Origin of the sequence: Pseudoalteromonas sp. T1lg75 (assembly GCF_002964705.1) — a bacterium.
In the GTDB taxonomy this organism is placed as follows: Bacteria; Pseudomonadota; Gammaproteobacteria; order Enterobacterales; family Alteromonadaceae; genus Pseudoalteromonas.
Window position 1 is genome coordinate 39,741 of the sequence record NZ_PQCD01000015.1, and the last position, 23,862, is coordinate 63,602.

Genomic DNA, 23,862 nt, shown 5'->3' on the forward strand with positions numbered 1-23,862 from the left:
ATGCAGAGCCGCTCAGCCAGTGGCCATAGCCAACGGGCTTTTACCTTGGTCGAGGTGCTTGTGGCGCTAGGGGTCATGGCCTTCATTATCGCTGCCACTCATCAGATTTTTGAGGTCAGCACGCGCACCAAGGATATGTCAGAAGAGACCCTGGACCAGATATCGCGTTTGCAGACGGTTTTTCGGGTGATGGAGCAGGACTTTAGTCAGATTAGTAAGCGCAAGGTGCGCAATGAAGCCGGCGATTTTCAGGAAAAATACCTGTTACACGAACGTTTTTTATTCGGCAGCGAACTCGATGGCATTGCCTTTGTTCGCAATGGCTGGACCAATCCCGGCTATTTATTACCTCGCAGTGAATTACAAGCGGTAGCCTACCGCGTGCAGGAAGGGCGTTTAGAGCGCTTATATCGCCTTTATGTCGACCAGCTGGATAGCAGTGAGCCACGCGTGCAGGTGCTGTTGCAGGACGTCGAAGATTTTAGCTTTGAGTTCTTCGACGGCCAGTCACAAAAATGGCAGGAGCAGTGGCAGCAAGAGCAGCTGCCCAAGGCGGTAGCGGTGGATCTGCTCTTAAAAGAAGGTGACCCAATTCGTCGTCTATTTTTACTGGCGGGTCAGGGAGCGGATATCCCAGTGCAGCAAGGCGGCTCAGGAAACAATTCAGGCGCTGGTAACCAGGGTGGCGGCCAAGGCGGTAGCCAGGGTGGTTCTCAGGGCGGAAATAATAATCAAGGCGGCAATAACCGAGGTAACGGTGGTTCGACGGGAGGCTCTTATGGCAGCTAATCGTCATAACCGCGGCGCGGCCCTGATAATTGTTTTATTTATTGTGGCACTGGCCGCGACCATTGCCGCACAAATGAGCATTAACCTTATGGTTCAGGTGCAAAAGTCTTCGAATCTCAACGACTTTCGCCAGGCTAAATGGTATGCCTATGCGGCGGAGGCCCTGGCGCAAAAGGTGTTGCGCGAAAGTATCGAAGAAGAGCCGGATAAAATGCACCTGCAGCAAAGCTGGGCGTTGGCGGCCAACACCCCGTTCCCGGTGGATAACGGCACCATTGAGGGTGAAATAAAAGACTTGCAGGCCTGTTTAAACTTAAATGCGCTACGGGCTGAGCCCCAGTCGCAAAACGGTGGTTATGTAAAATCTAATCCGGCCCATAAGGCCCTGCTCGAGTTATTAAAAGAAATTGATGATTTGCCCAGTGATGAGTCCGAAGAGGCGATGGCCGACAGTGTCTTCGATTGGGTGGATGAAGACAGTATTACCATGCGCTCAGGTGCCGAGGAAGACGAATATTTATCGCGGGATGTGCCTTATTTAACCGCCAATAACTTTTTTGCCGACATTTCCGAGCTGCGCTTGGTTAAGGGCTTTAACCCCCTGGCAATGCGCAAATTGGCACCCTATGTGTGTGTGATCCCGGGCAGTGAGGTATTTGCTCTGAATGTAAATACCATTAACGAAGATCAGGCCTTGCTTCTTGCTGCTATGATTGAAGGGTTGGACGAGTCATCGGCGCAGTCGGTGATCAGTGCTCGCCCGGAAAAAGGCTTTGATTCGCTGAGCGACTTTGTTAACGAGGTAACCCAGCAAGGGGGCCGAAATGTTGACGCGGATAATGGTCAGTTTGTGCTGAAAAGTTCGTATTTTCAATTACAAACAACCGCAACTTTTGTCGAGTTTGAGTTTACTATGACGTCGCTATTACAAATAAATAATAAAGAAATTTCAATTATGGCGCGAAAATTTGGAGGCGTGCAGTGAGAGAATCCTTACTGATCCACGTGGGCGAGCGCCCAGACCAGCCCATTCACTGGCTGGTATATAATCCCGCAGAGGATGAAATTATCGCCAGCGGCCACTTGGTCGATGCCGCAGCCTTATCCGGACTTACGGACAAGGCGCGCAATCGCGATTGCACTTTGGTGGTCCCCTGCGCTCAGGTACAGCTGCAAAGCGTTAAACTGCCGGCAAAGTGGAACCGCAAGCTGGCACAGGCCTTACCATTTATGGTGGAAGAGCAGGTTACGGTCGATATCGACAGCCTGTTTATCGCTCATGGTAATGCCTATAGCGAGGCAGAAAACCATTTTATCAATATCGCCTTGGTCAATAGACAGTGGTTGCAAAACTGGTTGGAGCTATTTGCCGAGGCCGATATAGAGGTGGCAAATGTGTACGTTGATGCCCTGTTGCTACCCGAGCCCGCAGCGCAAAGAGCCAGTGCGATAGCCATTAACGATGACAGCTTCTTGGTGCGCAGTGGCCAGTGGCAGGGGGCACAATTGGAACCGGGCTGGGCGGCGAGTTACTTGACCGCGGCCGGGGTGGAAGTCCTGGATTTATTCAGCCCATTACCTAGCGGCGAATTGGCGGTGGAAACCCAAAGCCATGAAGATAAATTCGAATTGCCTTTGGCCATGTTTGCTAAGGCCACGTCACCTCTCAATCTGCGTCAAGGCGCGTTTGCCTACAAGAAAAAAAGCAGCGGTTGGATAAAGATATGGCGTCCGGCCATGGTGGCAGCAGCTGTGACCTTGGTCTTTATGCTTGGCGTAAAGGGTGCGCAGTGGTACCACTATGCCACCCAGGCCGAGTCGGTGCAGCAACAGGTGGTAAGCAGCTATGAGTCGGCCTTCCCCGGCACAAAGGTGCGCCCACACCTTATTCGCAACCAGATTAAAAATGCGCTAGGCGGTCAAAGCCAGGATGGCGGTGCCGAATTCCTGATGATGTTGCAGGATTTCGCCGATATTGTGCAGCAGAGCAACGAGTTTGTGACGCAAACGCTGCGTTTTGACCAGCGCCGGAATGAATTACGGGTTGGCGCCAGAGCCAAAGATTTCCAAAGTTTTGCGCAGGTCAAAGGGCGATTAGAGCAGCGTGGTTTTAGCGTTGATCAGGGATCTTTAAATAACGATGGCGAAAGCGTGGTGGGTGAGTTACGCATAAGGGGCGAACAATGAGTGCATTAACGAATTATTGGCAATCATTGAAGCCACAAGAACAGCGCTTGCTAAGCATTGCCGGTGTTATTTTTATTATCTTCTTCTTTGTTATGGTGATCTATCGACCGCTCAATAATGCCGTTGCCGACGCCAAACAAGAACTGAGTAAACAACAAGAGCTGCTGCAGTTTGTGCAGCAAAGTGTGGTTCAAATTAAGGCTAAGGGCGGCTCCGTTAAAGCCGTGTCTGGTGGCAATGTTACCCAGGTGGTGAACAGCACACGTTCGCGCTATCAAATTGAGATAAGCCGAATGCAGCCCAGTGGTGAAGGTTTGCGTCTAAATATAGACAGCGTGCCCTTTAATCAACTCTTGGCCTGGTTGGACGACATAGTCAAGAATCATGGCGTGACCATTAGTAATATCGAGCTGTCTTTGGACCCTAAACCGGGCTATGTCCGCGTAAGTCGTATTGTTCTGGAGTAACTATGTCTGTTAAGAAAATCAGCGGTCTAGCCGTTGTATTTGTAGTATTTTTGCTGGTTTTCGCCATCGCTTTGTTACCCGCGTCGGTGGCCTTGGAATGGTTTAAAAAGGACCTACCCCCAGGCTTGCAATTGGGGCCGGCCACGGGAACCATCTGGCAGGGCCAGGTGCATGGCGTGCGCTATCAGGGTCAGTATGTGAGTACAGTGAGATGGCAGGTGCAGCCGCTGGCGCTGCTGCAGACTAAGCTTAATACGGACCTGGTGCTGGGTAATAAGCGTAATGCCAATGAGCTTTCGGCTCAGGGTCAATTGGTTTATGGCCTGTTTAACAAAGAGTTGCAACTGCATGATGCGCAAGCGCGATTATCGCTCGAGCAAGTGTTACAAAGAGTGCGCCTACCCATACCGACAGAGGCCAAGGGGCGCGTGTTTGTGGAGTTGGATAACTACCAGCTTGGTGAGCCCCATTGCCAGGCCTTGGCCGGTACCATCAGCTCTGCGGATATCAATGTGAAGGGTCGTAACGGTTGGTTTAGTATTGGTGAACTTGAAGGTGAACTTGGTTGTGTGAATGGCGCTGCTAAGGTGACCGTTACCAAGGAAAACCGTCTGGGCTTACAGGTTGACGCCGGCTTTGATGAGCGTGGCCAGTTTAGCGTTAACGGCTTTATTAAGCCGGATGCTGGTCTGCCTAAAGACGTGCATGATGCGGTACAGTTCCTTGGAGCGCAGGGCGCCGATGGTCGTTATCGGATCAATTTCTAATGAATGATGAGTTGTTAACGTCTTTGCGCGAATACCTTAGCGCGGCCGACAATGCCATGCCATTGGCTCAGGTTCAGGGTTATCTCTTTGCCCTGGTTTGTGCGCCAGCTCCCATCGAAGAGGAGGTGTGGCTGCGCGAGGTGCTCGGCGGCGATGCCCTCGCATGCGATGAAACTGTGCTATTTGCGCTCATGGGTCTGCATCAAAAAGTAAGCGAACAGGTGTATGAGAGCGGCTTTAAACTCACCGAGAATATTCAGGTGGCACAGCGCTGGCAGGACAATCTGCTTGCCGATGCCGACTTGCATCAGTGGGCGAAAGGTTTTGTGCTTGGTGTGAATTATTACCTCGAGCCCCTGCTCAGTGCACCTTCTTGCCCCGAGCAATGCAAAGAAATGCTCGCTCAGGCGGTCACCGTACTTGGGCTCTTTGCCGACGCCGAACAATTTAGCGCGCACGCGGCAAGCAGCGGTCAGGGTGAGCAAGCGTTTAACGATGCGCTTGTTGATATGATGGCCGACTTTAGCCTGGGATTCGCTGAGCTCATAGAGCTTACCGCGGTACAAAGTGGTTTATTTGATGACGAGCCGCACTGGGAAGCTTAACCCCGCCATTTTCGCTATGTCTTCTTGTGGGAGCTTAGCCGAGTTGCAGTAACAGGTCGGTGCAGCCTTTCGCGCAGCGGGCCCTGGCATAGCCAGGCTCGGCAAGTTGCAGGCTAATGACGCCCTGGCATCGCTTACAGAGTACGGTTTTACCCTTGCTCAGTTGCTGCAGCAAACGCTTTTGCTCAGCAAACGAGTCGCCTTGCTTTTTATTGAGTGCTGAAAAGTCCATGCTTACCTAGTGTGTCGCGGCGATAATGGTGCAGCTTTGCAGTAGGTCGTCACCATAGAAGAACTGATTTAATTCCCTATTTTTACAATATTGCTTTTCCCAGTTATGCATACTGCGGACCGTTTTAAAGCTTTCGGCTAGGTGGGCGTCTTGCTCTTTGTTTAAGTTGAGTTGCGAGCGGATCTCGGTCAGTGCATGCTTTGCCTTCACTTCCCGCTGGACCTGAGTCGAGTCACTTAAATCCGACACCACCGTGCCAAGAATTTTATCACGGGGATTTTTGATCAACGGATGATCAACACTCAGCAGTGCTAACAAAATAACGACCAACAGTAATAACTTCTTCATGAGTAAACCTTGATCTAGGTGGCTACGGGTACGCTGATAGTGTAGTAAACTCTGTGTTTTAAAGGCAAGCTTTATAAGGCGCTTAGGGCGAAATATAACGCCTTACCTGCATCATTTTGGCGGTTGAATTGATATACTTGCCCCAAAGCACCAGCCTAATTACCGATTAGGCGAGTTTGCCCATTCCTATATCCCTGGCGTTGAGGAACTAAGATGGAAAAAGAGCAGCGGATCAAGGTAAAAAACATACCCAGTGACGTGAAAATCGAAAAGCCCAGTGAGGCCGAATACGATAGATTTAATCCCCGCAACCGCATTTATGTCCGAGCCGTCACCGGATTACACCAGTTGCTAAGGCAGCGTATCGGCCTGGTCGGCATGCTTGCCTTTATGTTGTTGCCATGGATTAACTACAACGGCCAGCAAGCGGTGCTCTTCGATATTGGCAATCAGCAGTTCAGTATCTTTGCTCTGACCTTCTGGCCGCAAGACTTAACCATCTTAGCCTTTATCTTTATGATCGCCGCCTTTGCGCTGTTTTTGGTCACCACCTTTTATGGCCGTGTCTGGTGTGGTTATACCTGTCCGCAAACGGTGTGGACCTTCATCTTTATCTGGTTTGAAGAAAAATTCGAAGGCACCGCCAACCAGCGTAAAAAACTGGATCAGCGTTCTATGGACTTTGATAAGTTCTGGCGCAAAATGGCCAAGCATGGCAGCTGGCTGCTATTCTCCTTGTATACGGCCATCACCTTTGTCGGATATTTCACGCCTATGCGTGAACTGGTGCCGGACTTTGTGACCCTGTCGGTGGGCGGCTACGCGCTGTTGAGTATTGTCGTGTTTGCCCTTTGTACCTATGGTAATGCGGGCTGGATGCGGGAAATTATGTGTTTGCATATCTGCCCCTATTCGCGTTTCCAGTCGGCTATGTTCGACAAAGACACCTTTACCGTAAGCTATGACGCTAAGCGTGGTGAAAACCGCGGTCCTCGTGGGCGTAAACAAGACCCCAAAGAGCTGGGTCTGGGTGATTGTATCGATTGTAACCTGTGTGTGCAGGTATGTCCGACCGGCATCGATATTCGTAATGGTCTGCAATATGAATGTATCAACTGCGGTGCCTGTATCGATGCCTGTGACGGGGTTATGGACAAAATGAACTACCCTCGCGGGCTTATCTCCTATACCACGGAGCGCAACCTTGAGGCTTCTGCCGAGAAAACCAAGCCGGTGCGCGGCAAGTTGGTGGGTTACTCGATTATTCTCTTTATTCTTATTGGTGCGTTGGCCGCCAATATCGCTATGCGGGTACCCATGGATCTGGATATTATTCGCGACCGCAATCAGCTGTTCCGCGTTAATGTCGATGGTCTGGTGGAAAATACCTACACCCTTAAGGTGTTAAACAAGGCCCAGGTGGAGCAGCAGTTCCGGGTTGAGGTTGAAGGGTTGGAGCATTATCAGGTAATAGGTCAGCTGGAGTTTACCGTCGCACCGGGACGCTCTCATGATGTGCCTCTATCCGTGGTTATTGATCCCTATGACCTGAAAAAGCCGATGACGGAGTTTAATTTTGTGCTTTATCCGGTGGCTGACCCCGAGACGCAAATTAAACAAAGCAGCAACTTCTTTAAAGGTCGTTAAGGTGAGTGAATTTAGTTTTGCCTCTTTAACCCCGGATACCATTTTGGATGCCTTCGATGAGGTGGGCATCTACGCCGAGTCGGGCCTGTTGGCGCTCAATAGCTACGAAAATCGCGTCTATCAGTTTATGGCCGAGGACAAGCGTCGCTACGTCGCAAAGTTCTACCGTCCCGAGCGTTGGAGCAACGAGCAAATCCTGGAAGAGCACAGCTTCAGTGCCGAGCTTCAAGAGGCCGAGGTACCCGTGGTGGCGCCGCTGAGCATAGAAGGTCAGACACTGTTTGAACATCAGGGTTATCGCTTTACACTATTTCCCAGCGTCGGGGGGCGCCAGTTTGAGATGGATAACCTCGACCAACTTGAACAGCTTGGGCGTTTAATCGGCCGTATGCACAAGGTCGCAGCAGCAAAACCCTTTGCTTCGCGGCCGGTACTTGGGTGTGACGAATACCTTCATCAAGCCAAGGTTCATTTGCAGCACAGTAATTTGGTAAGTGAGGCAATGTCTTTACCTTTTTACACCGTGCTCGAACAGGTTATCGACAAAGCTAGCCGCTTATACCAGAGTGTTGATACTATACGCTTGCATGGCGACTGCCATGCTGGCAACATTCTCAGGTCTGCTGATGATATGCTGACCTTTGTTGACCTGGATGATAGCCGTCAGGGTCCGGCAATACAGGATCTATGGATGATGCTCAGTGGTGATAGGCACAGTCAGCTGATTCAGCTTGATACCCTGGTCAATGCCTATGAGGAATTCGCTCATTTTGAGCACGGCCAGTTGCGCTTGATAGAGCCGATGCGCGCCATGCGTATGGTGCATTATATGGGCTGGATTGCCAAACGTTGGCAGGACCCGGCATTTGAACGGAACTTTTCTTGGTTTGCACAAGACAAATACTGGGAGCAGCAAACTCTGGCATTAAAAGAGCAACTGGCGGCGTTGGACGAGCCTGCGCTTAAATTGATGCCATAAGCGCGCAGCCAAATTGAATTTAAAAGAGACGATTATGATAAAAACACTAACACGTTCGTTATTACTACTTTGTTTACCCGTAGCCGCCTGGGCTGCGGACTTTAAAGCCGGTGAGCATTACCAAGTGCTCGACACCAAGGCTTCAGAAAATGACAAGGTAACCGAATTCTTTTCTTTTTACTGCCCTCATTGCTATCGCCTTGAGCCGGCGGTCGATGCGCTAAAGGGCGCCTTGCCAAAAGACGTACCTTTGATTAAAAGCCATGTAAACTTTTTACGGTTAGACAAAGCGGCGCAAAATCGCCTGACTACGGCTTACCTGATTGCCGAACAAGAAGGTAAGGGCGAGCAGGTTGCCGCCGCTATTTTCAAAAGTATTCACCTTCAACGTGAGCCCCTGCAATCTCAACAAGCGGTAGAAAAATTACTGGCAGAGCAGGGAATTAGCGCCGAGCGTTATGCCATGCTTTCGACCAGCATGCCGGTATTAGCCGGTGAGAAAGCGGCGCTGGAAGCACAAGAAGCCTATACCAAGGCTGGTGCCCTAACGGGCGTGCCTACCATTATTGTTAACGACAAATACAAGGTGCACGTACACACTGTGAAGTCGCAACAAGAGCTTAATGAGCTCGTTAACCACCTTTTAGAAAAATAATTTGGAGAATAAAGGTATGAAGAAGTTTATCGCCCTAGCCCTAATGGTGCTGGCATTACCTTTGACAGCATTGGCAGCTCAGTTCGAAGAGGGTACTCATTATGAAGTGGTCTCCGAGCGTGCCAGCCGTAAACCGGAAGTAAAAGAGTTCTTTTCTTTCTATTGCCCGGCTTGTAACGCCTACGAGGGCTTGCTTAAAGATGTTAAGCCTAAAATTAACGAAGGCGTGAGCTTTAAGCGCAGCCATGTAAACTTTATGGGTGGCCGCACCCCGGAAAACCAGGATATGCTTTCACAAGCGCTGGCAACGGCCAGTGTTTTACCAGAAAAAGAATTATTGGTTGCCGCCATCTTTAACCATATTCACAACAAGCGCTCCAAGTTTAATGAAGTGGCCGATGTGAAAGACGTATTTGTGGCCAATGGCGTTGATGCCGAAAAGTTCGACAAGTTATTTGAAGGCTTTGCGGTACGCACTAAAGCCTCAAAGATGCAGCGCGATCAAGAATACTATAAAGAAAAGGGTGCCCTTAAAGGCGTGCCTACCTTTATCGTAAACGGTAAATATCGTTTGATCTTAGGCCGTGATTCTGGCGTTACCGAGCCGGAAGATATTGCCGAGCTGATCAACTTTTTAGCCAAGAAGTAAGTACAGCCCATGATAAAAAAACCGCATCTTGATGCGGTTTTTTTATGTCTTTATTTACGTGTTAGGTAGACCCCGGATTCCACATGATGGGTGTAGGGGAATTGATCAAAAATAGCAAAACGGGCGATTTCATGGGTTTGCGTCAGTATCTCCAGATCGCGTTCCAGGGTCTCCGGGTTACAGGAAATATAGATGATATTGTCGTACTCGCTGGTAAGCTTACAGGTCAGCTCATCCATGCCGGCCCGCGGTGGATCGACCAATATGGTTTGGCAGTCATAGCTATGCAGGTCGATATTGCCCAAGCGGGTAAAGGTGCGTTCCTTACGCATTGCCTGGGTAAACTCTTCGCTACTCATACGGATAATATCCAGGTTCTCGACCTTGTTGGCGGCAATATTATATTGCGCCGAGTGTACCGATGACTTGGAAATTTCCGTGGCCAGTACGCGATTAAACGAACCAGCCAGGGCGATTGAGAAGTTACCATTTCCACAGTAGAGCTCAAGGAGGTCATTGCTCAAGGGGGCGCAGATATCCTGAGCCCAGGCCAACATACGTTCATTAACCTTGGCATTGGGTTGGGTAAAGCTGTTTTCTACCTGCTGATAGGTATAGCTGTGACCATTAACCTCAAGTTCTTCAATCACGTAATCAGTGGCCAGTACCTGCTTTTGTTTGCGGGCGCGACCAATAAGCTCGACATTAAAGCGTCGCTGCAGTCGGGTTTGCAACTCCTGTGCTGCGGCTAGCCACTGCTCATCTAACGGCTTGTGGTAGAGCAGGCTGATCAGAGCGTTACCGCTAAGGGTAGTTAGATAATCGATTTGAAACAGCTTACGGCGCATCACCTCGTTATCTTTGAGCTCGGCGATCATAGCGCTCATTAGCTCATTGATCAGCTCGGCACCCGGGTCGAAGCGCTCAACGCGCACTTTTTCTTTGCTCTGTTGATCGAACATAATGTGGTAAAGGTCATCGCCATCGTGCCAGACGCGGAATTCCGCACGTTGCCGGTAATGTTTCGGGACCGAGGCAAATACTTCTAACTTATTGACACCAAAGCGAGAAAATTGGGCAAGAATGCGCTCTTCTTTTTCTGCTAATTGCTGATCGTACCCTGACTCGTCGATTTCTATTACTGGCATGAAAACCTCTACTAATGTATGTGCGCCGCTATTGTAGGTAGCTGCGCCCAATTGTCCAGTAACAAGTGCCATATTCTTGTGCGTTTTTTCTACAGTTTTGTTTTCGAACCCAAGGGCTGAAGGGTTTAGCAAGGGCCTTATCCTACCTGAACACCTTGCGTGTAAACTAATGTGTCGAAATGCATTTAATGAATAAACCTGGCAAACGGGTCTAATCGCTATTAGCCGTTATTACCTCCGTTAGGTGCATGTTTTCAAATTTGGTACTGAGGTTTAACGGCTGCGGTTAAATAAACCCCAGTTCTTGGACAGGGCCGGTGATAAGTGGCTTTGCTCATAAATTGCACTTTGCAAAGTGCCGGGATTTTTACTACTTTTATACTAAAATCATCTTATATTCAGGAACATAATGCTTTAATATAACCTACCTGATTAAGTTAAGAAGCGAAGTTACTTAATTAGTCTACAATGTAGATGTGTTGGAACCTGTTAGCTCGGATCTAGACCTGGTGTGTATAGCACCTGCGATAAAAGCAAGAAATGTCGGCTGATAGATTAATGAATCATCGGAATATAACTAAGTAAGAGGCACAAGATGGACCCCTTACTTGGCGCATTAAGCATGTAAATGACCTTGCCTTAATGTGCATAATCGATAATCGTAAAATGGGATGGAAACAATGAAAATCAAATCACTTTCTGCAGCTATCGTATTAGCAATGGCATCACAAGCGGCCGTTGCTGAAGAACATAAAAACCCTCACGAAGGTATCCACATTGGTGTGTTTGCCGATTACTTCTGGGCTGACTGGGATAACATTCAGGGCGCAACCCCTGCCAATGTAGCTCTTGGTGAGTCTTTCGGTTCAGGTATCGAAGTAGGCTACCGCTTCAACGAGTACTGGACTGCACGTCTAGAATTTGCAGCCCTGGAACTTGATAAAGAAAACACAAATAACCATAAAACCGGTGAGCGTTACGGTGCCGATGTACTGTACCACTTCAACGACACTTTCTATGGTGTACTAGGTGCGAAGAAGTTTGACGTATATGACGACTTTAACGCGGCGAACCTAGGTTTCGGTTTCCGTAACCACTTTCTTTACAACTGGGCATTCTTCGGTGAAGCCAATTACTACGAAGGCTTAAACCAGAACCACTCAGATTTCGGTCTAAAACTGGGCGTTAGCTACCACTTCGGTGACAAGCCCGAGCCTAAAAAGGTAGAGCCAGCACCGGTAGTTGTTGCTCCTAAGCCAGAGCCAAAAGACACGGACAAAGACGGCGTACTTGATGCCAACGATAAGTGTGCAAACACACCTATGGAAGATGCAGTAGATGCGTCTGGTTGTACTCGTTACATGGAAAAGGGTGACAAGGTTAGCTTGTTAGTGCGTTTCCCGCACGACAACTCTGACGTAAACCAGCGTTACTTGGATGATATCCAGAAAGTAGCTGATTTCATGAATAAGTACCCGCAAACTAACGTACTACTTGAAGGCCATGCTTCAGCGGTAGGCGATGCCGGTTACAACAAAAAGCTTTCTAAGAAGCGTGCTGACGGCGTTGCTAAGCAACTAATCAATGATGGTATCTCGGCTTCTCGTGTTGAGACCGTTGGTATGGGTGAAGAGCGTTTGCTTAACCCTGCAAACACCAAAGAAGCTCACGCTGAAAACCGTCGCGTTGAAGCGCACATCTCAGTTACTGAGCGTGTAAGCATCAAACGTAACTAATAGTAGGTTATTACCAACCTATAATGAAAAGCCCGGCGGATGCCGGGCTTTTTGCAAATAATTATTACTCAACATTCACAGGTATATAGTTTTCCTGCCTCTTACATTCACACCATTTATAGCGACTATTTTGCTACTAGGCGGCGACGCCAATTTTCTTCTATCTTTAAAGCCTTTATAATTGCTATCGTGTCAAAATTCTATAAGTAGTATGGACGCGTCGAAGTCTGCTACTTTCACGTCACCAAGAGGGCATAATTGTGCTTCAAGAATATCGTAAACATGTTGAAGAGCGTGCAGCCCAAGGTATTGTGCCTGCACCATTAGATGCTCAGCAAACTGCTGACCTGATCGAATTAATCAAAAATCCACCTGCCGGTGAAGAAGAGTTTATCCTAGACCTTCTTGTTAACCGTGTACCGCCTGGCGTAGATGACGCCGCCTATGTAAAAGCGGGCTTCCTAGCCGCCGTTGCAAAAGGTGAAGCGCAGTCGCCACTAATTAATAAAGAAAAAGCGGCAGAGCTACTTGGCACCATGCTAGGTGGTTACAACATCGAGCCTATGGTTGGTCTGTTAGACGACGCTGAGCTAGCGCCGATCGCCGTTAAAGGCCTATCACACACCCTGCTTATGTTTGATGCCTTCTACGACGTAGAAGAAAAAGCCAAAGCGGGTAACGAATTTGCTAAGCAAGTCATCGAGTCTTGGGCAAACGCCGAGTGGTTCCTTGAGAAGCCGGCTGTGCCAGAGAAGATCTCTGTAACCGTGTTCAAGGTAACCGGTGAAACTAATACAGATGACCTTTCTCCTGCTCCAGATGCCTGGTCTCGTCCGGATATCCCACTGCATGCACTGGCTATGCTTAAGAACGAGCGCGATGGTATCAACCCAGATAAAGCCGGTGAAATCGGTCCAATCGCCCAGCTTGAAGAGCTTAAAACCAAGGGTCTACCACTAGCGTACGTAGGTGACGTTGTAGGTACGGGTTCATCACGTAAGTCGGCGACTAACTCGGTACTTTGGTTCATGGGTGATGATATTCCTCACGTACCAAACAAGCGCGTTGGCGGTGTATGTCTAGGCGGTAAGATCGCTCCTATCTTCTTTAACACCATGGAAGACTCAGGTGCACTACCTATCGAGTTGAACGTTGATGACATGAATATGGGTGATCAAATCGATATCTACCCGTATGAAGGTGTGGTTAAGCGTCACGGTACCGACGAAGTTATCTCTACGTTCAAGATGAAGTCAGACGTGATCCTTGATGAAGTGCGCGCCGGTGGCCGTATTCCACTAATCATCGGTCGTGGTCTAACAGACAAAGCACGTGCATCTCTAGGTATGGAAGCCGAAGACATCTTCCGTAAGCCTGCTCTTGTTACCGATTCTGGTAAGGGCTTCACCCTGGCTCAGAAGATGGTTGGTAAAGCATGTAACATGCCTGGCGTTCGCCCTGGTCAATACTGTGAGCCTAAGATGACCACGGTTGGTTCGCAAGATACCACAGGTCCTATGACTCGTGACGAACTGAAAGACCTTGCTTGTCTTGGCTTCTCTGCTGACCTAACTATGCAGTCTTTCTGTCACACGTCTGCGTATCCTAAGCCTATCGACGTAAACACGCACCACACACTACCTGATTTCATCATGAACCGTGGTGGTGTATCGCTACGTCCAGGTGACGGTGTAATCCACTCATGGCTAAACCGTATGCTTCTTCCTGATACCGTAGGTACAGGTGGTGACTCGCATACTCGCTTCCCTCTAGGTATTTCATTCCCAGCGGGTTCTGGTGCGGTTGCATTCGCAGCGGCAACAGGTGTTATGCCACTGGATATGCCAGAGTCGGTACTAGTACGTTTCAAAGGCGAAATGCAGCCGGGCATCACACTACGTGACCTAGTACACGCAATTCCTTACTACGGTATCAAGCAAGGCCTGCTTACCGTTGAGAAGAAGGGTAAGATCAACGAATTCTCTGGTCGCGTACTAGAGATCGAAGGTGTTGAGCACCTAACCGTTGAGCAAGCGTTCGAGCTGTCAGATGCCTCTGCCGAGCGTTCAGCCGCAGGTTGTACCGTTAAGCTAAGCAAAGAGTCTATCTCTGAGTACCTAGAGTCAAACATCGTTATGCTTAAGTGGATGATCGCTGAAGGCTACGGTGATGTACGTACTATCGAGCGTCGTATCAACGCGATGCAAGAGTGGTTGGCTAACCCTGAGCTTATGGAAGCCGACAAAGACGCAGAATACGCGCACGTAATTGAAATTGACCTGGCGGAAATCAAAGAGCCAATTCTTTGTGCTCCTAATGACCCGGATGACGCACGTCTTCTTTCAGACGTAACTGGCGAGAAGATCGACGAAGTATTCATCGGTTCATGTATGACTAACATCGGCCACTTCCGTGCCGCTGGTAAGCTGCTAGACAACTTCGGTGGTCGTCTACCAACCCAACTTTGGGTTGCACCACCTACTAAGATGGATAAAGACCAACTTACCGACGAAGGTTACTACGGTATCTTCGGTCGTGTAGGCGCGCGTATCGAAACTCCAGGATGTTCATTGTGTATGGGTAACCAAGCACGTGTTGCTGATAAGGCAACGGTTGTTTCTACCTCTACTCGTAACTTCCCTAACCGTCTAGGTACAGGTGCAAACGTATTCCTTGCGTCTGCCGAGCTTGCAGCGGTAGCCGCAATTCTAGGTAAGCTGCCTACACCTGCGGAATATCAAGAATACGCGGAGAAGATCAACGCAACAGCGGCTGATACGTACCGTTACTTGAACTTCCACAAGATGCCTCAATACACGAAGAAAGCGGATAACGTGATTATCCAGCAAGCCGTGTAATCAGCATTGGTGATAAAAGCCCGCTTACCTGGCGGGCTTTTTTATGTTTAAAATTCGTTAAAATAGAATATGGTTTTTCGTAATTTTTAATATTGTTAATGTGTAATTCTTTAAACTTAAATTTAAAGGTTTTTTTATTCAAATTGATATCAAAATTGTCGCTAAATGAAATCAAACCTGCGACGGAAATAGCTTAAAATCCCCGCCAATTTTCTTATCAAGGCAGGATCTTTATGACTTCGTTAAATAACCAGAACCTTCTGCAACTTCGTTTCATTGACCAGTCTCATATTGACGCGGTAAAGCCTTCTTTCGACCATCTTCCCGATAACCCCTATGCCGATGGTGCCTTCCGTAAGCGTCGTTATTCAGTGATCAAGGTGCAACAGGGTGAACTCACCCTTCAGCCTACTAAAGCCTTTGTACAAGATGATTCCATCAATACCTTCCAGGGCAATGTTGAGCGTACCTACGAAAACCTCGACGCAGACTTGCTCGCCAGCGAAGGCATGAAGCGCATTGTGGCCGAGTTTATTGCCATGACAGGTATCGACGCCGATCGTGATATCGAAATTCACCAGTTCCGTATGTTGGCCATCGACAGCGATACGCCGCCGGCTCCAGAAGGTATTCATCAGGATGGCTTTGACCATGTGTGTATATGCGGTGTGTCTCATGAAAACATCGCCGGTGGCGAGCTATTGGTGTATGAGCACAAAGAAGCCAAGCCGTGTTTCAAGATGGAAATCAAAGACGGCATGTTCGCACTTATCGACGATCGCCAGGTGTGGCACAACGCCACCCCCATGAATAAGCTGGATGAGTCGAAGATCGGCTACCTTGATTGTTTTGTGCTGACTGCGTAAGGAATGATGATGAATCTAGTCTCTCTACGTAGCCAGTTTCCAGCCTTAATGCAGCAAGTAAACGGCGAATCGCCAATCTTTTTGATGGCCCGGGTGGCGCACAAGTCCCCCAATCGGTATTGGATGCCATGGCGGCTTACCTGGGTTTTTACAATTCAAACCTGGGCGGCGCGTTTTTCTCCAGCGATAAAACCGTGGCGGTGATGAGCCAAGCCCGTCAGGCCATTGCCGACCTGCTTAACAGCCCAAGCCCGGAGCAAATCGTCTTCGGCGCTAACATGACCAGTTTGACCTTTAGTTTTAGTCGCGCTATTTCACGCGGCTGGCAAAGTGGCGACGAGATCATAGTGACCAATGCGGATCACTTCTCCAATGTGTCTTCGTGGCGTCAGGCCGCCGAGGATAAAGGAGCCACTGTGCATGCGCTGCGTATTAACGAAGCGGATTGCACCCTGGATATGGCGCACTTCGAGTCATTGCTTAATGCCAATACCAAGCTGGTCGCCGTAACCTATGCGTCGAACACCACGGGCTCAATCAATGATGTGAAGCGTATTATCGAGTTGGCGCATCAGCATGGCGCCTTAGTGTACGTGGATGCGGTTCACTATGCTCCACATGAGCTGGTGGATGTGCAGGCACTGGATTGTGATTTCCTTGCCTGCTCGGCCTATAAGTTCTTCGGCCCCCATGTAGGCATTGTTTATGGTAAGCGTGAGCATTTGGAAAACTTCACCCCATACAAGGTAGAGCCGGCGAAAGATGTAGTACCGGGTCGTTGGGAAACGGGTACGCAAAGCTTCGAAGGCCTGGCCGGTGTGGTTGCCGCTGTTGACTATATTGCTTCGTTGAGCGGCCTGGATGCGCAACTGCCGCGTCGTCAGCGTCTTGAAGCGGCATTTGCCAACAGCAAAGAGCACGAAATGGCATTAAGCAAGCACTTCCTTGCACGGCTAAAAGAATTTCCGCAGATCAGTCTATTCGGTATTGATGATATGGAGCGTTTGGCCGAGCGTACGCCGACCTTTGCCCTTACCTTTGATGGCTTAGAGCCACGTCAGGTATCCAAGTTCTTAGGCAAGCAGCATGTCTGTGTATGGGACGGTAACTTCTATGCCCAGGGTTTGTGTGAGCAATTAGGTGTAATGGACAAAGGCGGTGTGGTACGTATCGGTTGTATGCATTACAACAGCATCGAAGAAATCGACCGCTTATTTACCCTGTTCGGCGAGCTACTCGGCTCATAGCGCTGCGCTCTGTTAAAAAGGCTGCCTAGGCAGCCTTTTTTGATCTTGGGCGGTGGGTTATTTTTGTGGTTGGCCGTAGATTTGCTCGGCGCGATTAAATAACACCCAAGAGGTAAGAATGTACTTATCATTCGACAAGGGCTTATTACCCCTGTGGGTATGGGTAAAGTAGGCCGGTGCGACCACCATGGTGCCGCGTTTTGGGGCGATTTTACGGTTTTGATAGTAAAACTCGGTTTCGCCGCCTTCGCTGACATCGTTCAAGTAGAACATAAACAGCAGTACTCGGTGCAAGGCTTCGTTGTGGCCGGTTTGCGGATAGACCTCACTGTGCCAGTAAGGATACCCGCCCTTATTGATCTCGTATTTCTGCGCTTGAATACTGCCTAAACGAAACAGCTGTTGCATCAAGGTGCCCAGTTGCGGTTTCGCCACTTCTTCAAAGTTGTCCTGGTTCAGGGCCACCGGTTTACCGGTTTTTGGATGGAAGACCTGTAAGCCAAAGGCGCCAATCATCATAAACAAATGTTCTTCAACATAGCGCATCACGTGTTGTGCGGTGACCTGCTGAATGTGCTGCAAGTGCTGCTGGTACTCTGGGTGAGCATTGAGGTAAAGGTCTTTACTGTCTTTTTTACTTAAATCTATGCCCCCAGAGGTGGTACCCTGCTTCAAATGCGGGCTCTGCTCGAACAGGTCGATAAACTGACTACAAAAAGTGTCACTAAGCGCGTTATCATAAACGCCAATGAAGTCTGTCATGACTGCAACCTTACCTATTGGAATTATTATGCTTATTGAAAAAGTTCAGCCCAGATTTAGTGAAACGGATGTCCTCGGGCACATTAACAATACAGTACTACCGGTGTGGTTTGAAGCCGCCCGCACGCCTATTTTTAAAATCTTTACCCCAGATCTTAATCCACATCAATGGCGCTTGATTGTTGCTAAGGTGGAAGTGACCTTTTTGGGCGAGCTTTTCTATGGCCAGGAAGTGGAAGTGAAAACCATGATCGAGCGCATCGGCTCCAGCTCTTTTGTGATCAAACAACAAGCTTGGCAGCATGGGCAGTGTTGTGCCGAGGGTAAGACGGTGATGGTGCGTTATAACTTCGAAAACAAAGCGTCACAAGCCTTAAGCGAAAACGAAAAGTCGCAACTTAGTCAGCATCTCGAGACGGCGCAAGAGCGTTAGGGAGTGGCGGGAAAGGCCGGAGACACACACCGTTTTGTTTCAAAGCGAACACCATACTGCGCTTGCTCATCCTCGAAGAGCTCAACAATTTCATAATCATTGAGCTCAACCACCTTACTATTTTTGCTTTTCGCGCAGCGCGAGAAGCTGTCTGCCTCCCAATTGTAGGCAAACTGGGCAACCAGGATTTTGATCCATTTGTCGGAATCCTTGCCCGGCTCGGCAATGTTTGCTTCAAGGTGCATGGTCGCCGGTGCCTCTTGTGTTTGTTCTGCATTGGGTTCTTGCTCCTTACTCATCTCTTTTTCAAAGCTCGCACTGACCTGATCTATGACATCACCCGCATTGTTGAAATCCCCTGAGGTTACCACTAGGTTGGCCGTGACAAGAACACATAAAACAAAGCGGGCTATGGCGGTTTGAATGGGTCGTTTCGTGCTGTCCAAGAAGTGCAAGCCAAAGCGCTGGAAAGGTCGGAGTAAGAGTAACACCAAGATGTAAAGGGGAAGCACCAGCTGGAGAAGAAGCAAGGCGATAACCGAAAGCGCTAACATCCAACTGGGCAGGTACAGCAAGATAGCAAAGTTATGGGTATAGTCGAAATGGCTTGCCGCCACGCCGGTGACTTCATTTACCGTGCCAGCTGCATTCGCCAGCACAAAATTGGCTATGGTACCGTAAAACAGTAAGAGAATGGCTTTACCGGGAAGTGAGTGAAAAAGCTGAAGAAAGCGCGGCCAGAACTCAATGGTTAAAGCCGCCACTGTGCATGCCGTTGTCAGCCAGATACTGACGGGAGAGAGCAACAAAGCGACCGCGTACAGGCGTTGTGCCAGGGTCAATGCTTGCCAAAATTTTTTAAAGCCTAGTTTAAGGTTTCTCGTATTTCGGGCTGTTTTTGCTTTGAGGCGTAATAATAAGGGGGCCGTCATGATAAGCCTGAATATTTTCTTTATTTATTCAGACTTTACCCCTTAATTGCTTATTTTGCCAACAATGGCTTGAGATAGTGCCCGGTATGGGAGCGCTCATGTGCAGCTACCTCTTCCGGGGTACCGGCGACGAGAATTTCACCGCCACCGCTGCCGCCTTCCGGCCCCAAATCAACAATCCAGTCGGCGGTTTTGATCACATCCAGGTTATGCTCAATCACCACTATGGTATTGCCGTGGTCGCGCAGGCGGTGCAATACCGTCAGCAGTTGCTGAATATCATGGAAGTGCAGGCCGGTAGTGGGCTCATCCAAGATATACAGGGTTTTACCCGTGTCGCGCTTGGACAGCTCTCGGGCCAGTTTCACACGCTGCGCCTCACCGCCGGATAAGGTGGTTGCCGCCTGTCCCAGGCGAATATAGGACAAGCCCACATCCATCAGGGTTTGCAGCTTACGATTGATAGCAGGAATGGCATCGAAAAATTCGCGCGCGTCTTCCACCGTCATTTCCAGCACCTGATGGATGTTTTTACCCTTGTAGAGGACTTCCAGAGTTTCGCGGTTATAGCGTTTGCCCTGACACACATCGCAAGGCACATACACATCCGGCAGGAAGTGCATTTCCACCTTGATCACGCCATCGCCCTGACAGGCCTCACAGCGTCCGCCCTTAACGTTAAAGCTAAAGCGACCTACCTTGTAGCCACGCGAGCGTGACTCTTGAGTGCCGGCGAAAAGTTCACGTATGGCGGTGAAAATACCCGTATAGGTGGCCGGGTTTGAGCGTGGCGTACGGCCGATAGGGCTTTGGTCGATATCGATAACCTTATCGAAATGATCCAGGCCGGTAATTTCTTTATGCGGCGCCGGCTCAACCGCGGTGGCGCCGTTGAGCTCGGTGTGTGCCACCTTAAACAAGGTGTCATTAACCAGGGTCGACTTACCCGAACCGGAGACTCCGGTAATACAGGTCATCAGGCCGAATGGGATGCGCAAGTCGACATTCTTGAGGTTATTGCCGGTGGCGCCAAACAGTTCCAGCCATTTCTCGTTAGTCGGGTGGCGCTCCTTGGGCACGGCGATTTCCTTGACGCCGCTGAGGTATTGGCCGGTTAACGAGTCCGGATTATTCATGATGTCGTCGCGCGAGCCTTCGGCCACCACGTGGCCGCCATGGACACCGGCGCCCGGGCCGATATCGATAATGTAGTCGGCGGCGCGAATGGCGTCTTCATCGTGCTCCACCACTAGTACTGTATTGCCGAGGTCGCGCAGGCGCGTCAGGGTTTGCAGCAGGCGGTCGTTATCGCGCTGGTGCAAGCCGATAGAAGGCTCGTCCAACACATACATAACCCCGACTAGGCCGGCACCTATCTGGCTGGCTAGACGAATACGCTGGGCTTCGCCCCCGGAGAGGGTATCGGCACTGCGCTCCAGGGATAAATAGTTCAGGCCGACATTGACTAAGAAGGATAAGCGGTCGCGAATTTCTTTAAGGATCTTATCGGCAATCTGTGCTTTTTGGCCACTGAATTCCAGGCTGTCGAAATAGTCGAAGGCCTGGCCTATGCTCATCAGGGTCACCTTAGGCAGGTTAGTCTCGTCGATAAAGACGTTACGTGCTTCCTGACGTAAGCGTGAGCCGCTGCAACTGGGGCAGGCCTGTGAGGTTTGATACTTGGCCAACTCCTCACGCACCGAATTGGACTCGGTTTCATGGTAGCGGCGCTGCATATTATTGAGCACGCCCTCGAATTCATGATTACGGGTGATTAGATCGCCGCGGTCGTTACGATAATGGAAGGCGACCTTGTCCTTGCCAGAACCCTCCAGTACCACCTTTTTGGCCTCATCACTTAAATTTTGGAAGGGCGTATCCAAATCAAATTGATAATGCTCGGCCACAGATTGCAGCATTTGGAAATAGTAGAAGCTGCGCTTGTCCCAGCCCTTAATGGCACCACCGGCGAGGCTTAGCTCGGGGTTATGCACCACACGGTGAGGGTCGAAATACTGGCGTACACCTAGACCATCACAGGTTTGACAGGCACCGGCCGGGTTATTGAAGGAGAATAGTCTTGGCTCAAGCTCGCTCATGGCATAGCCGCAGCTTGGGCAGGCAAAGTTGGCGGAGAACACCAGCTCTTCTTCAAGGGAATCATCCATGGCGGCCACCTGGGCAACGCCACCGGAGAGCTCCAGCGCGGTTTCGAAGGACTCGGCTAAACGTTGTTGCTGCCCTTCTTTCACCTTTAAGCGGTCAACCACCACTTCTATGGTGTGCTTTTTATGTAGCTCTAACGGCGGAGGATCGGACAGGTCACAGACTTCACCATCGATGCGAGCGCGGATATAGCCTTGTGCTGCCAGTTGCTCAAGCAGCTTAACATGCTCACCCTTACGGTTTTTCACCACGGGTGCCAACAACATCAGCTTGCTGCCCTCGGGCAGGGCTAGGACGTGATCCACCATCTGGCTGATGGTTTGCGCCGCCAACGGCAGGTGATGGGTTGGACAGCGTGGCTCGCCAACGCGGGCAAACAACAAACGCAGGTAATCGTATATCTCGGTGATGGTGCCCACGGTTGAACGCGGGTTATGGGAAGTCGACTTCTGCTCGATGGAAATAGCCGGCGACAGGCCTTCAATATGATCCACATCGGGCTTTTCCATCAGCGACAAAAACTGACGCGCGTAGGCCGATAAGGACTCCACATATCGTCTTTGCCCTTCGGCATACAGGGTGTCGAAGGCGAGGGACGATTTGCCCGAGCCCGATAATCCGGTAATGACGATCAACTTATCCCGAGGTATGGTTAGGTTGATGTTTTTGAGGTTATGGGTGCGTGCACCGCGAACTTCGATATTATCCATTCTCCGCCTGTTTCCCGAGCTGCTTATTAACCTGTAAGTATCGCATAGTTTGGCATTACTTAGCGACGCTTTCTTGTCCTTTCGTCTGGCCGACACGCGCTTAGCTTATAAGCAAGTCCGGGAGATTTGGATCACTCTTGAATGATCCGGGTGGCAACTTAAGGCGCCGCAAAGCGGCTCTTATTCATGCCTTGGCTCTGGCTAAATTCGTTGCCAGGCATGTCCTAATGGCGGGCGATTATGCTATCATCGCCGGCCAAGATAGTATTTGTCATCAGCTGATTATTAATCCGTCATGTCTGCATCCCATTTAAATAGTGTTGAAAAGCGCGCCGCGCTGTCGCTGGCGAGCGTCTTTGCCTTTCGTATGCTTGGCCTCTTTATGTTGATGCCGGTGCTGGCCATTTATGGTCAGGATCTCAGTGGCTTTTCGCCTTTGTGGATCGGGCTTGCCATCGGCGCTTACGGCCTCACGCAGGCGCTGCTGCAAATTCCTATGGGCTGGCTATCCGACCGCTTCGGTCGTAAACGCATTATTATTGCCGGATTAATTATCTTCACTCTGGGCTCAGTGATCGCGGCTTTAGCAGAGTCCATGTATATGCTGACCCTGGGGCGAGCGCTGCAGGGCATGGGTGCTATTGCCAGTGCCTTATTGGCCTTGGCCGCCGATTTAAGCCGCGACGAACAGCGCCCCAAGGTGATGGCGGTGATTGGCATGAGCATCGGCATGAGCTTTGCGATAGCCATGTTGCTCGGTCCCATGGTGGCGGCCAGCTTTGGTGTCTCCGGTATTTTTTGGTTAACGGCAGCACTGGCGCTGGTGGGAATGGCCATTGTTGTGTGGCTGGTACCGAGTGCGGTTAACCGGGCCCCAAAGGGGGAAACCTCGGTGACCTTGGCGGATGTGGGTAAGCTGATCCGTCATCCGGATCTGGCCCGTTTGGACTTGGGGGTGTTGTTTTTGCACCTAACCCTGACCACCATTTTTGTATCCTTGCCGCCGCAGCTAATTAAAGACGGTTTACCAGCTGCTCAGCATTGGCAGCTGTATATTCCTGTGTTTATTTTATCTTTTGTGCTTATGGTGCCTATGATGATAGTAGCGGTGGCCAAGCAAAAGGAAAAAACACTGTTTTTGGTGGCCATCCTGATGTTGACTGCCAGTATGCTGGGCTTGGTGATTGGAGCCAGCTCTGTCTATATGATAGCCCTGTGTATGGTGTTGTATTTTATCGCCTTTAACTTTTTAGAGGCGACCATGCCTGCCCTGGTATCGCGTCAGTCTCCGGCTAACCAAAAGGGTTCGGCCATGGGCGTGTTCTCATCATCCCAGTTTATCGGGGCCTTTTTGGGCGGTATTCTGGGTGGTTTTGTGGCTCAGCGTGGCACCCCTGAGATGGTGTTTGCGGCCGCCGCCTTGGTTGGGTTAATATGGTTCGTCATTGCTGTAAAAATGCGAGTACCGCCGCGTAGTAAAATTATCAGTTTGCTAAGTGCAGTTGGCAGCGAACAGGATGCACAACGATTAGCGGCGCAATTGGTGGAGCTACCGGGCGTGCTTGAAGCCACGGTGGTATGTGATGAAAACCGTAGCTACCTTAAGGTAGACGAGAAGAAATTTGATTTACAGGCGGCTCAAGAGCTGGTCGCCTCAGCGTAAAAAGTAGGAGTATATA

General features: G+C 49.9%; 21 protein-coding genes and 1 pseudogene. 16 read left to right on the forward strand and 6 right to left on the reverse strand.

The window, feature by feature from the left end; genetic code table 11:
• The 6 genes from gspJ to C2M36_RS02810 are packed head-to-tail and all read left to right on the forward strand — an operon-like array spanning window position 1 to window position 4,815.
• Window positions 1-789, forward strand: a complete 789-nt coding sequence (gspJ, locus tag C2M36_RS02785) for a type II secretion system minor pseudopilin GspJ (RefSeq protein WP_105253600.1) — start codon at window positions 1-3, stop codon at window positions 787-789.
• Entirely contained in the window at window positions 779-1,774 is a 996-nt protein-coding gene (gspK, locus tag C2M36_RS02790; RefSeq protein WP_105253601.1) for a type II secretion system minor pseudopilin GspK, read from the forward strand. Before gspJ ends, gspK begins: the two co-directional genes overlap by 11 nt.
• Entirely contained in the window at window positions 1,771-2,976 is a 1,206-nt protein-coding gene (gene gspL, locus C2M36_RS02795) for a type II secretion system protein GspL (protein WP_158678846.1), read from the forward strand. The genes gspK and gspL overlap by 4 nt, the downstream gene beginning before the upstream one ends.
• Entirely contained in the window at window positions 2,973-3,443 is a 471-nt protein-coding gene (gene gspM / locus C2M36_RS02800) for a type II secretion system protein GspM (RefSeq protein WP_105253603.1), read from the forward strand. Before gspL ends, gspM begins: the two co-directional genes overlap by 4 nt.
• A 2-nt stretch (window positions 3,444-3,445) precedes the next feature.
• The gene (locus C2M36_RS02805) at window positions 3,446-4,210 is read left to right on the forward strand and encodes a type II secretion system protein N (RefSeq protein WP_105253604.1); all 765 of its coding nucleotides are present in this window, start codon (window positions 3,446-3,448) and stop codon (window positions 4,208-4,210) included.
• Entirely contained in the window at window positions 4,210-4,815 is a 606-nt protein-coding gene (locus C2M36_RS02810) for a UPF0149 family protein (RefSeq protein WP_105253605.1), read from the forward strand. The genes C2M36_RS02805 and C2M36_RS02810 overlap by 1 nt, the downstream gene beginning before the upstream one ends.
• Before the next feature lie 34 nt (window positions 4,816-4,849).
• On the opposite strand, the gene C2M36_RS02815 is transcribed toward C2M36_RS02810, so the two are convergent.
• Both C2M36_RS02815 and C2M36_RS02820 read right to left on the reverse strand, forming a co-directional pair.
• Window positions 4,850-5,047 carry a hypothetical protein gene (locus C2M36_RS02815; protein WP_105253606.1) on the reverse strand — a complete coding sequence of 66 codons (198 nt, stop codon included), beginning with the start codon at window positions 5,045-5,047 and terminating at the stop codon, window positions 4,850-4,852.
• Window positions 5,048-5,053: 6 nt separating this feature from the next.
• Window positions 5,054-5,395, reverse strand: a complete 342-nt coding sequence (locus C2M36_RS02820) for a hypothetical protein (protein ID WP_105253607.1) — start codon at window positions 5,393-5,395, stop codon at window positions 5,054-5,056.
• A 213-nt stretch (window positions 5,396-5,608) separates the two neighbouring features.
• On the opposite strand from C2M36_RS02820, the gene ccoG reads away from it, so the two are divergent.
• The 4 genes from ccoG to C2M36_RS02840 are packed head-to-tail and all read left to right on the forward strand — an operon-like array spanning window position 5,609 to window position 9,325.
• Window positions 5,609-7,042: a cytochrome c oxidase accessory protein CcoG gene (gene ccoG, locus C2M36_RS02825; protein WP_105253608.1), complete on the forward strand. Its 1,434-nt coding sequence runs from the start codon at window positions 5,609-5,611 to the stop codon at window positions 7,040-7,042.
• 1 nt (window position 7,043) lies between these two features.
• A complete protein-coding gene (locus C2M36_RS02830) occupies window positions 7,044-8,021 on the forward strand; it encodes a serine/threonine protein kinase (RefSeq protein WP_105253609.1) in 978 nt (325 codons plus the stop codon).
• Between the two features lie 34 nt (window positions 8,022-8,055).
• Window positions 8,056-8,676, forward strand: coding sequence for a thiol:disulfide interchange protein DsbA/DsbL (locus C2M36_RS02835; RefSeq protein WP_105253610.1), 621 nt, complete (start codon window positions 8,056-8,058; stop codon window positions 8,674-8,676).
• Between the two features lie 16 nt (window positions 8,677-8,692).
• The gene (locus tag C2M36_RS02840; protein ID WP_105253611.1) at window positions 8,693-9,325 is read left to right on the forward strand and encodes a thiol:disulfide interchange protein DsbA/DsbL; all 633 of its coding nucleotides are present in this window, start codon (window positions 8,693-8,695) and stop codon (window positions 9,323-9,325) included.
• A 50-nt stretch (window positions 9,326-9,375) separates the two neighbouring features.
• On the opposite strand, the gene trmA is transcribed toward C2M36_RS02840, so the two are convergent.
• Complete coding sequence (gene trmA / locus C2M36_RS02845; RefSeq protein WP_105253612.1) at window positions 9,376-10,473, reverse strand: tRNA (uridine(54)-C5)-methyltransferase TrmA; 1,098 nt, start codon at window positions 10,471-10,473, stop codon at window positions 9,376-9,378.
• A gap of 680 nt (window positions 10,474-11,153) precedes the next feature.
• On the opposite strand from trmA, the gene C2M36_RS02850 reads away from it, so the two are divergent.
• From C2M36_RS02850 to C2M36_RS02870, 4 genes and pseudogenes are all read left to right on the forward strand, one after another.
• Window positions 11,154-12,209, forward strand: a complete 1,056-nt coding sequence (locus tag C2M36_RS02850) for an OmpA family protein (RefSeq protein ID WP_105253613.1) — start codon at window positions 11,154-11,156, stop codon at window positions 12,207-12,209.
• A 260-nt stretch (window positions 12,210-12,469) separates the two neighbouring features.
• Window positions 12,470-15,067, forward strand: a complete 2,598-nt coding sequence (acnB, locus tag C2M36_RS02855) for a bifunctional aconitate hydratase 2/2-methylisocitrate dehydratase (RefSeq protein WP_105253614.1) — start codon at window positions 12,470-12,472, stop codon at window positions 15,065-15,067.
• Between the two features lie 233 nt (window positions 15,068-15,300).
• Window positions 15,301-15,933 (forward strand): 2OG-Fe dioxygenase family protein, encoded by a 633-nt coding sequence (locus C2M36_RS02865; RefSeq protein ID WP_105253616.1) that lies wholly within the window; start codon window positions 15,301-15,303, stop codon window positions 15,931-15,933.
• A 9-nt stretch (window positions 15,934-15,942) separates the two neighbouring features.
• Window positions 15,943-17,180, forward strand: a pseudogene (locus C2M36_RS02870) (cysteine desulfurase-like protein).
• 57 nt (window positions 17,181-17,237) lie between these two features.
• Here the strand turns inward: C2M36_RS02870 and C2M36_RS02875 are convergent.
• On the reverse strand, window positions 17,238-17,942 hold the full coding sequence (locus tag C2M36_RS02875; RefSeq protein WP_105253617.1) for a 2OG-Fe(II) oxygenase: 705 nt from the start codon (window positions 17,940-17,942) through the stop codon (window positions 17,238-17,240).
• Between the two features lie 28 nt (window positions 17,943-17,970).
• Between C2M36_RS02875 and C2M36_RS02880 the strand changes: the two genes are divergently transcribed.
• Window positions 17,971-18,375 carry an acyl-CoA thioesterase gene (locus tag C2M36_RS02880; RefSeq protein WP_105253618.1) on the forward strand — a complete coding sequence of 135 codons (405 nt, stop codon included), beginning with the start codon at window positions 17,971-17,973 and terminating at the stop codon, window positions 18,373-18,375.
• Here C2M36_RS02880 and C2M36_RS02885 read toward each other — a convergent pair.
• Both C2M36_RS02885 and uvrA read right to left on the reverse strand, forming a co-directional pair.
• Window positions 18,372-19,307, reverse strand: a complete 936-nt coding sequence (locus C2M36_RS02885) for a hypothetical protein (protein WP_105253619.1) — start codon at window positions 19,305-19,307, stop codon at window positions 18,372-18,374. The genes C2M36_RS02880 and C2M36_RS02885 overlap by 4 nt on opposite strands.
• A gap of 50 nt (window positions 19,308-19,357) precedes the next feature.
• On the reverse strand, window positions 19,358-22,183 hold the full coding sequence (uvrA, locus tag C2M36_RS02890; protein WP_105253620.1) for an excinuclease ABC subunit UvrA: 2,826 nt from the start codon (window positions 22,181-22,183) through the stop codon (window positions 19,358-19,360).
• A 295-nt stretch (window positions 22,184-22,478) separates the two neighbouring features.
• Here uvrA and C2M36_RS02895 point away from each other — a divergent pair, with 295 nt between their 5' ends.
• Window positions 22,479-23,846, forward strand: a complete 1,368-nt coding sequence (locus C2M36_RS02895; RefSeq protein WP_105253621.1) for an MFS transporter — start codon at window positions 22,479-22,481, stop codon at window positions 23,844-23,846.
• Window positions 23,847-23,862: the final 16 nt, after the last annotated feature.

What these genes read in the sequence shown, in the direction of transcription:
- trmA (WP_105253612.1), bottom strand. Translation starts at nt 10,473, where the DNA reads ATGCCAGTAATAGAAATCGACGAGTCAGGGTACGATCAGCAATTAGCA.
- C2M36_RS02885 (WP_105253619.1), bottom strand. Translation starts at nt 19,307, where the DNA reads ATGACGGCCCCCTTATTATTACGCCTCAAAGCAAAAACAGCCCGAAAT.
- C2M36_RS02815 (WP_105253606.1), bottom strand. Translation starts at nt 5,047, where the DNA reads ATGGACTTTTCAGCACTCAATAAAAAGCAAGGCGACTCGTTTGCTGAG.
- C2M36_RS02880 (WP_105253618.1), top strand. Translation starts at nt 17,971, where the DNA reads ATGCTTATTGAAAAAGTTCAGCCCAGATTTAGTGAAACGGATGTCCTC.
- gspM (WP_105253603.1), top strand. Translation starts at nt 2,973, where the DNA reads ATGAGTGCATTAACGAATTATTGGCAATCATTGAAGCCACAAGAACAG.
- C2M36_RS02895 (WP_105253621.1), top strand. Translation starts at nt 22,479, where the DNA reads ATGTCTGCATCCCATTTAAATAGTGTTGAAAAGCGCGCCGCGCTGTCG.
- ccoG (WP_105253608.1), top strand. Translation starts at nt 5,609, where the DNA reads ATGGAAAAAGAGCAGCGGATCAAGGTAAAAAACATACCCAGTGACGTG.
- C2M36_RS02840 (WP_105253611.1), top strand. Translation starts at nt 8,693, where the DNA reads ATGAAGAAGTTTATCGCCCTAGCCCTAATGGTGCTGGCATTACCTTTG.
- C2M36_RS02875 (WP_105253617.1), bottom strand. Translation starts at nt 17,942, where the DNA reads ATGACAGACTTCATTGGCGTTTATGATAACGCGCTTAGTGACACTTTT.
- C2M36_RS02850 (WP_105253613.1), top strand. Translation starts at nt 11,154, where the DNA reads ATGAAAATCAAATCACTTTCTGCAGCTATCGTATTAGCAATGGCATCA.
- gspJ (WP_105253600.1), top strand. Translation starts at nt 1, where the DNA reads ATGCAGAGCCGCTCAGCCAGTGGCCATAGCCAACGGGCTTTTACCTTG.
- C2M36_RS02865 (WP_105253616.1), top strand. Translation starts at nt 15,301, where the DNA reads ATGACTTCGTTAAATAACCAGAACCTTCTGCAACTTCGTTTCATTGAC.
- C2M36_RS02805 (WP_105253604.1), top strand. Translation starts at nt 3,446, where the DNA reads ATGTCTGTTAAGAAAATCAGCGGTCTAGCCGTTGTATTTGTAGTATTT.
- gspK (WP_105253601.1), top strand. Translation starts at nt 779, where the DNA reads ATGGCAGCTAATCGTCATAACCGCGGCGCGGCCCTGATAATTGTTTTA.
- C2M36_RS02835 (WP_105253610.1), top strand. Translation starts at nt 8,056, where the DNA reads ATGATAAAAACACTAACACGTTCGTTATTACTACTTTGTTTACCCGTA.
- C2M36_RS02810 (WP_105253605.1), top strand. Translation starts at nt 4,210, where the DNA reads ATGAATGATGAGTTGTTAACGTCTTTGCGCGAATACCTTAGCGCGGCC.
- uvrA (WP_105253620.1), bottom strand. Translation starts at nt 22,183, where the DNA reads ATGGATAATATCGAAGTTCGCGGTGCACGCACCCATAACCTCAAAAAC.
- C2M36_RS02820 (WP_105253607.1), bottom strand. Translation starts at nt 5,395, where the DNA reads ATGAAGAAGTTATTACTGTTGGTCGTTATTTTGTTAGCACTGCTGAGT.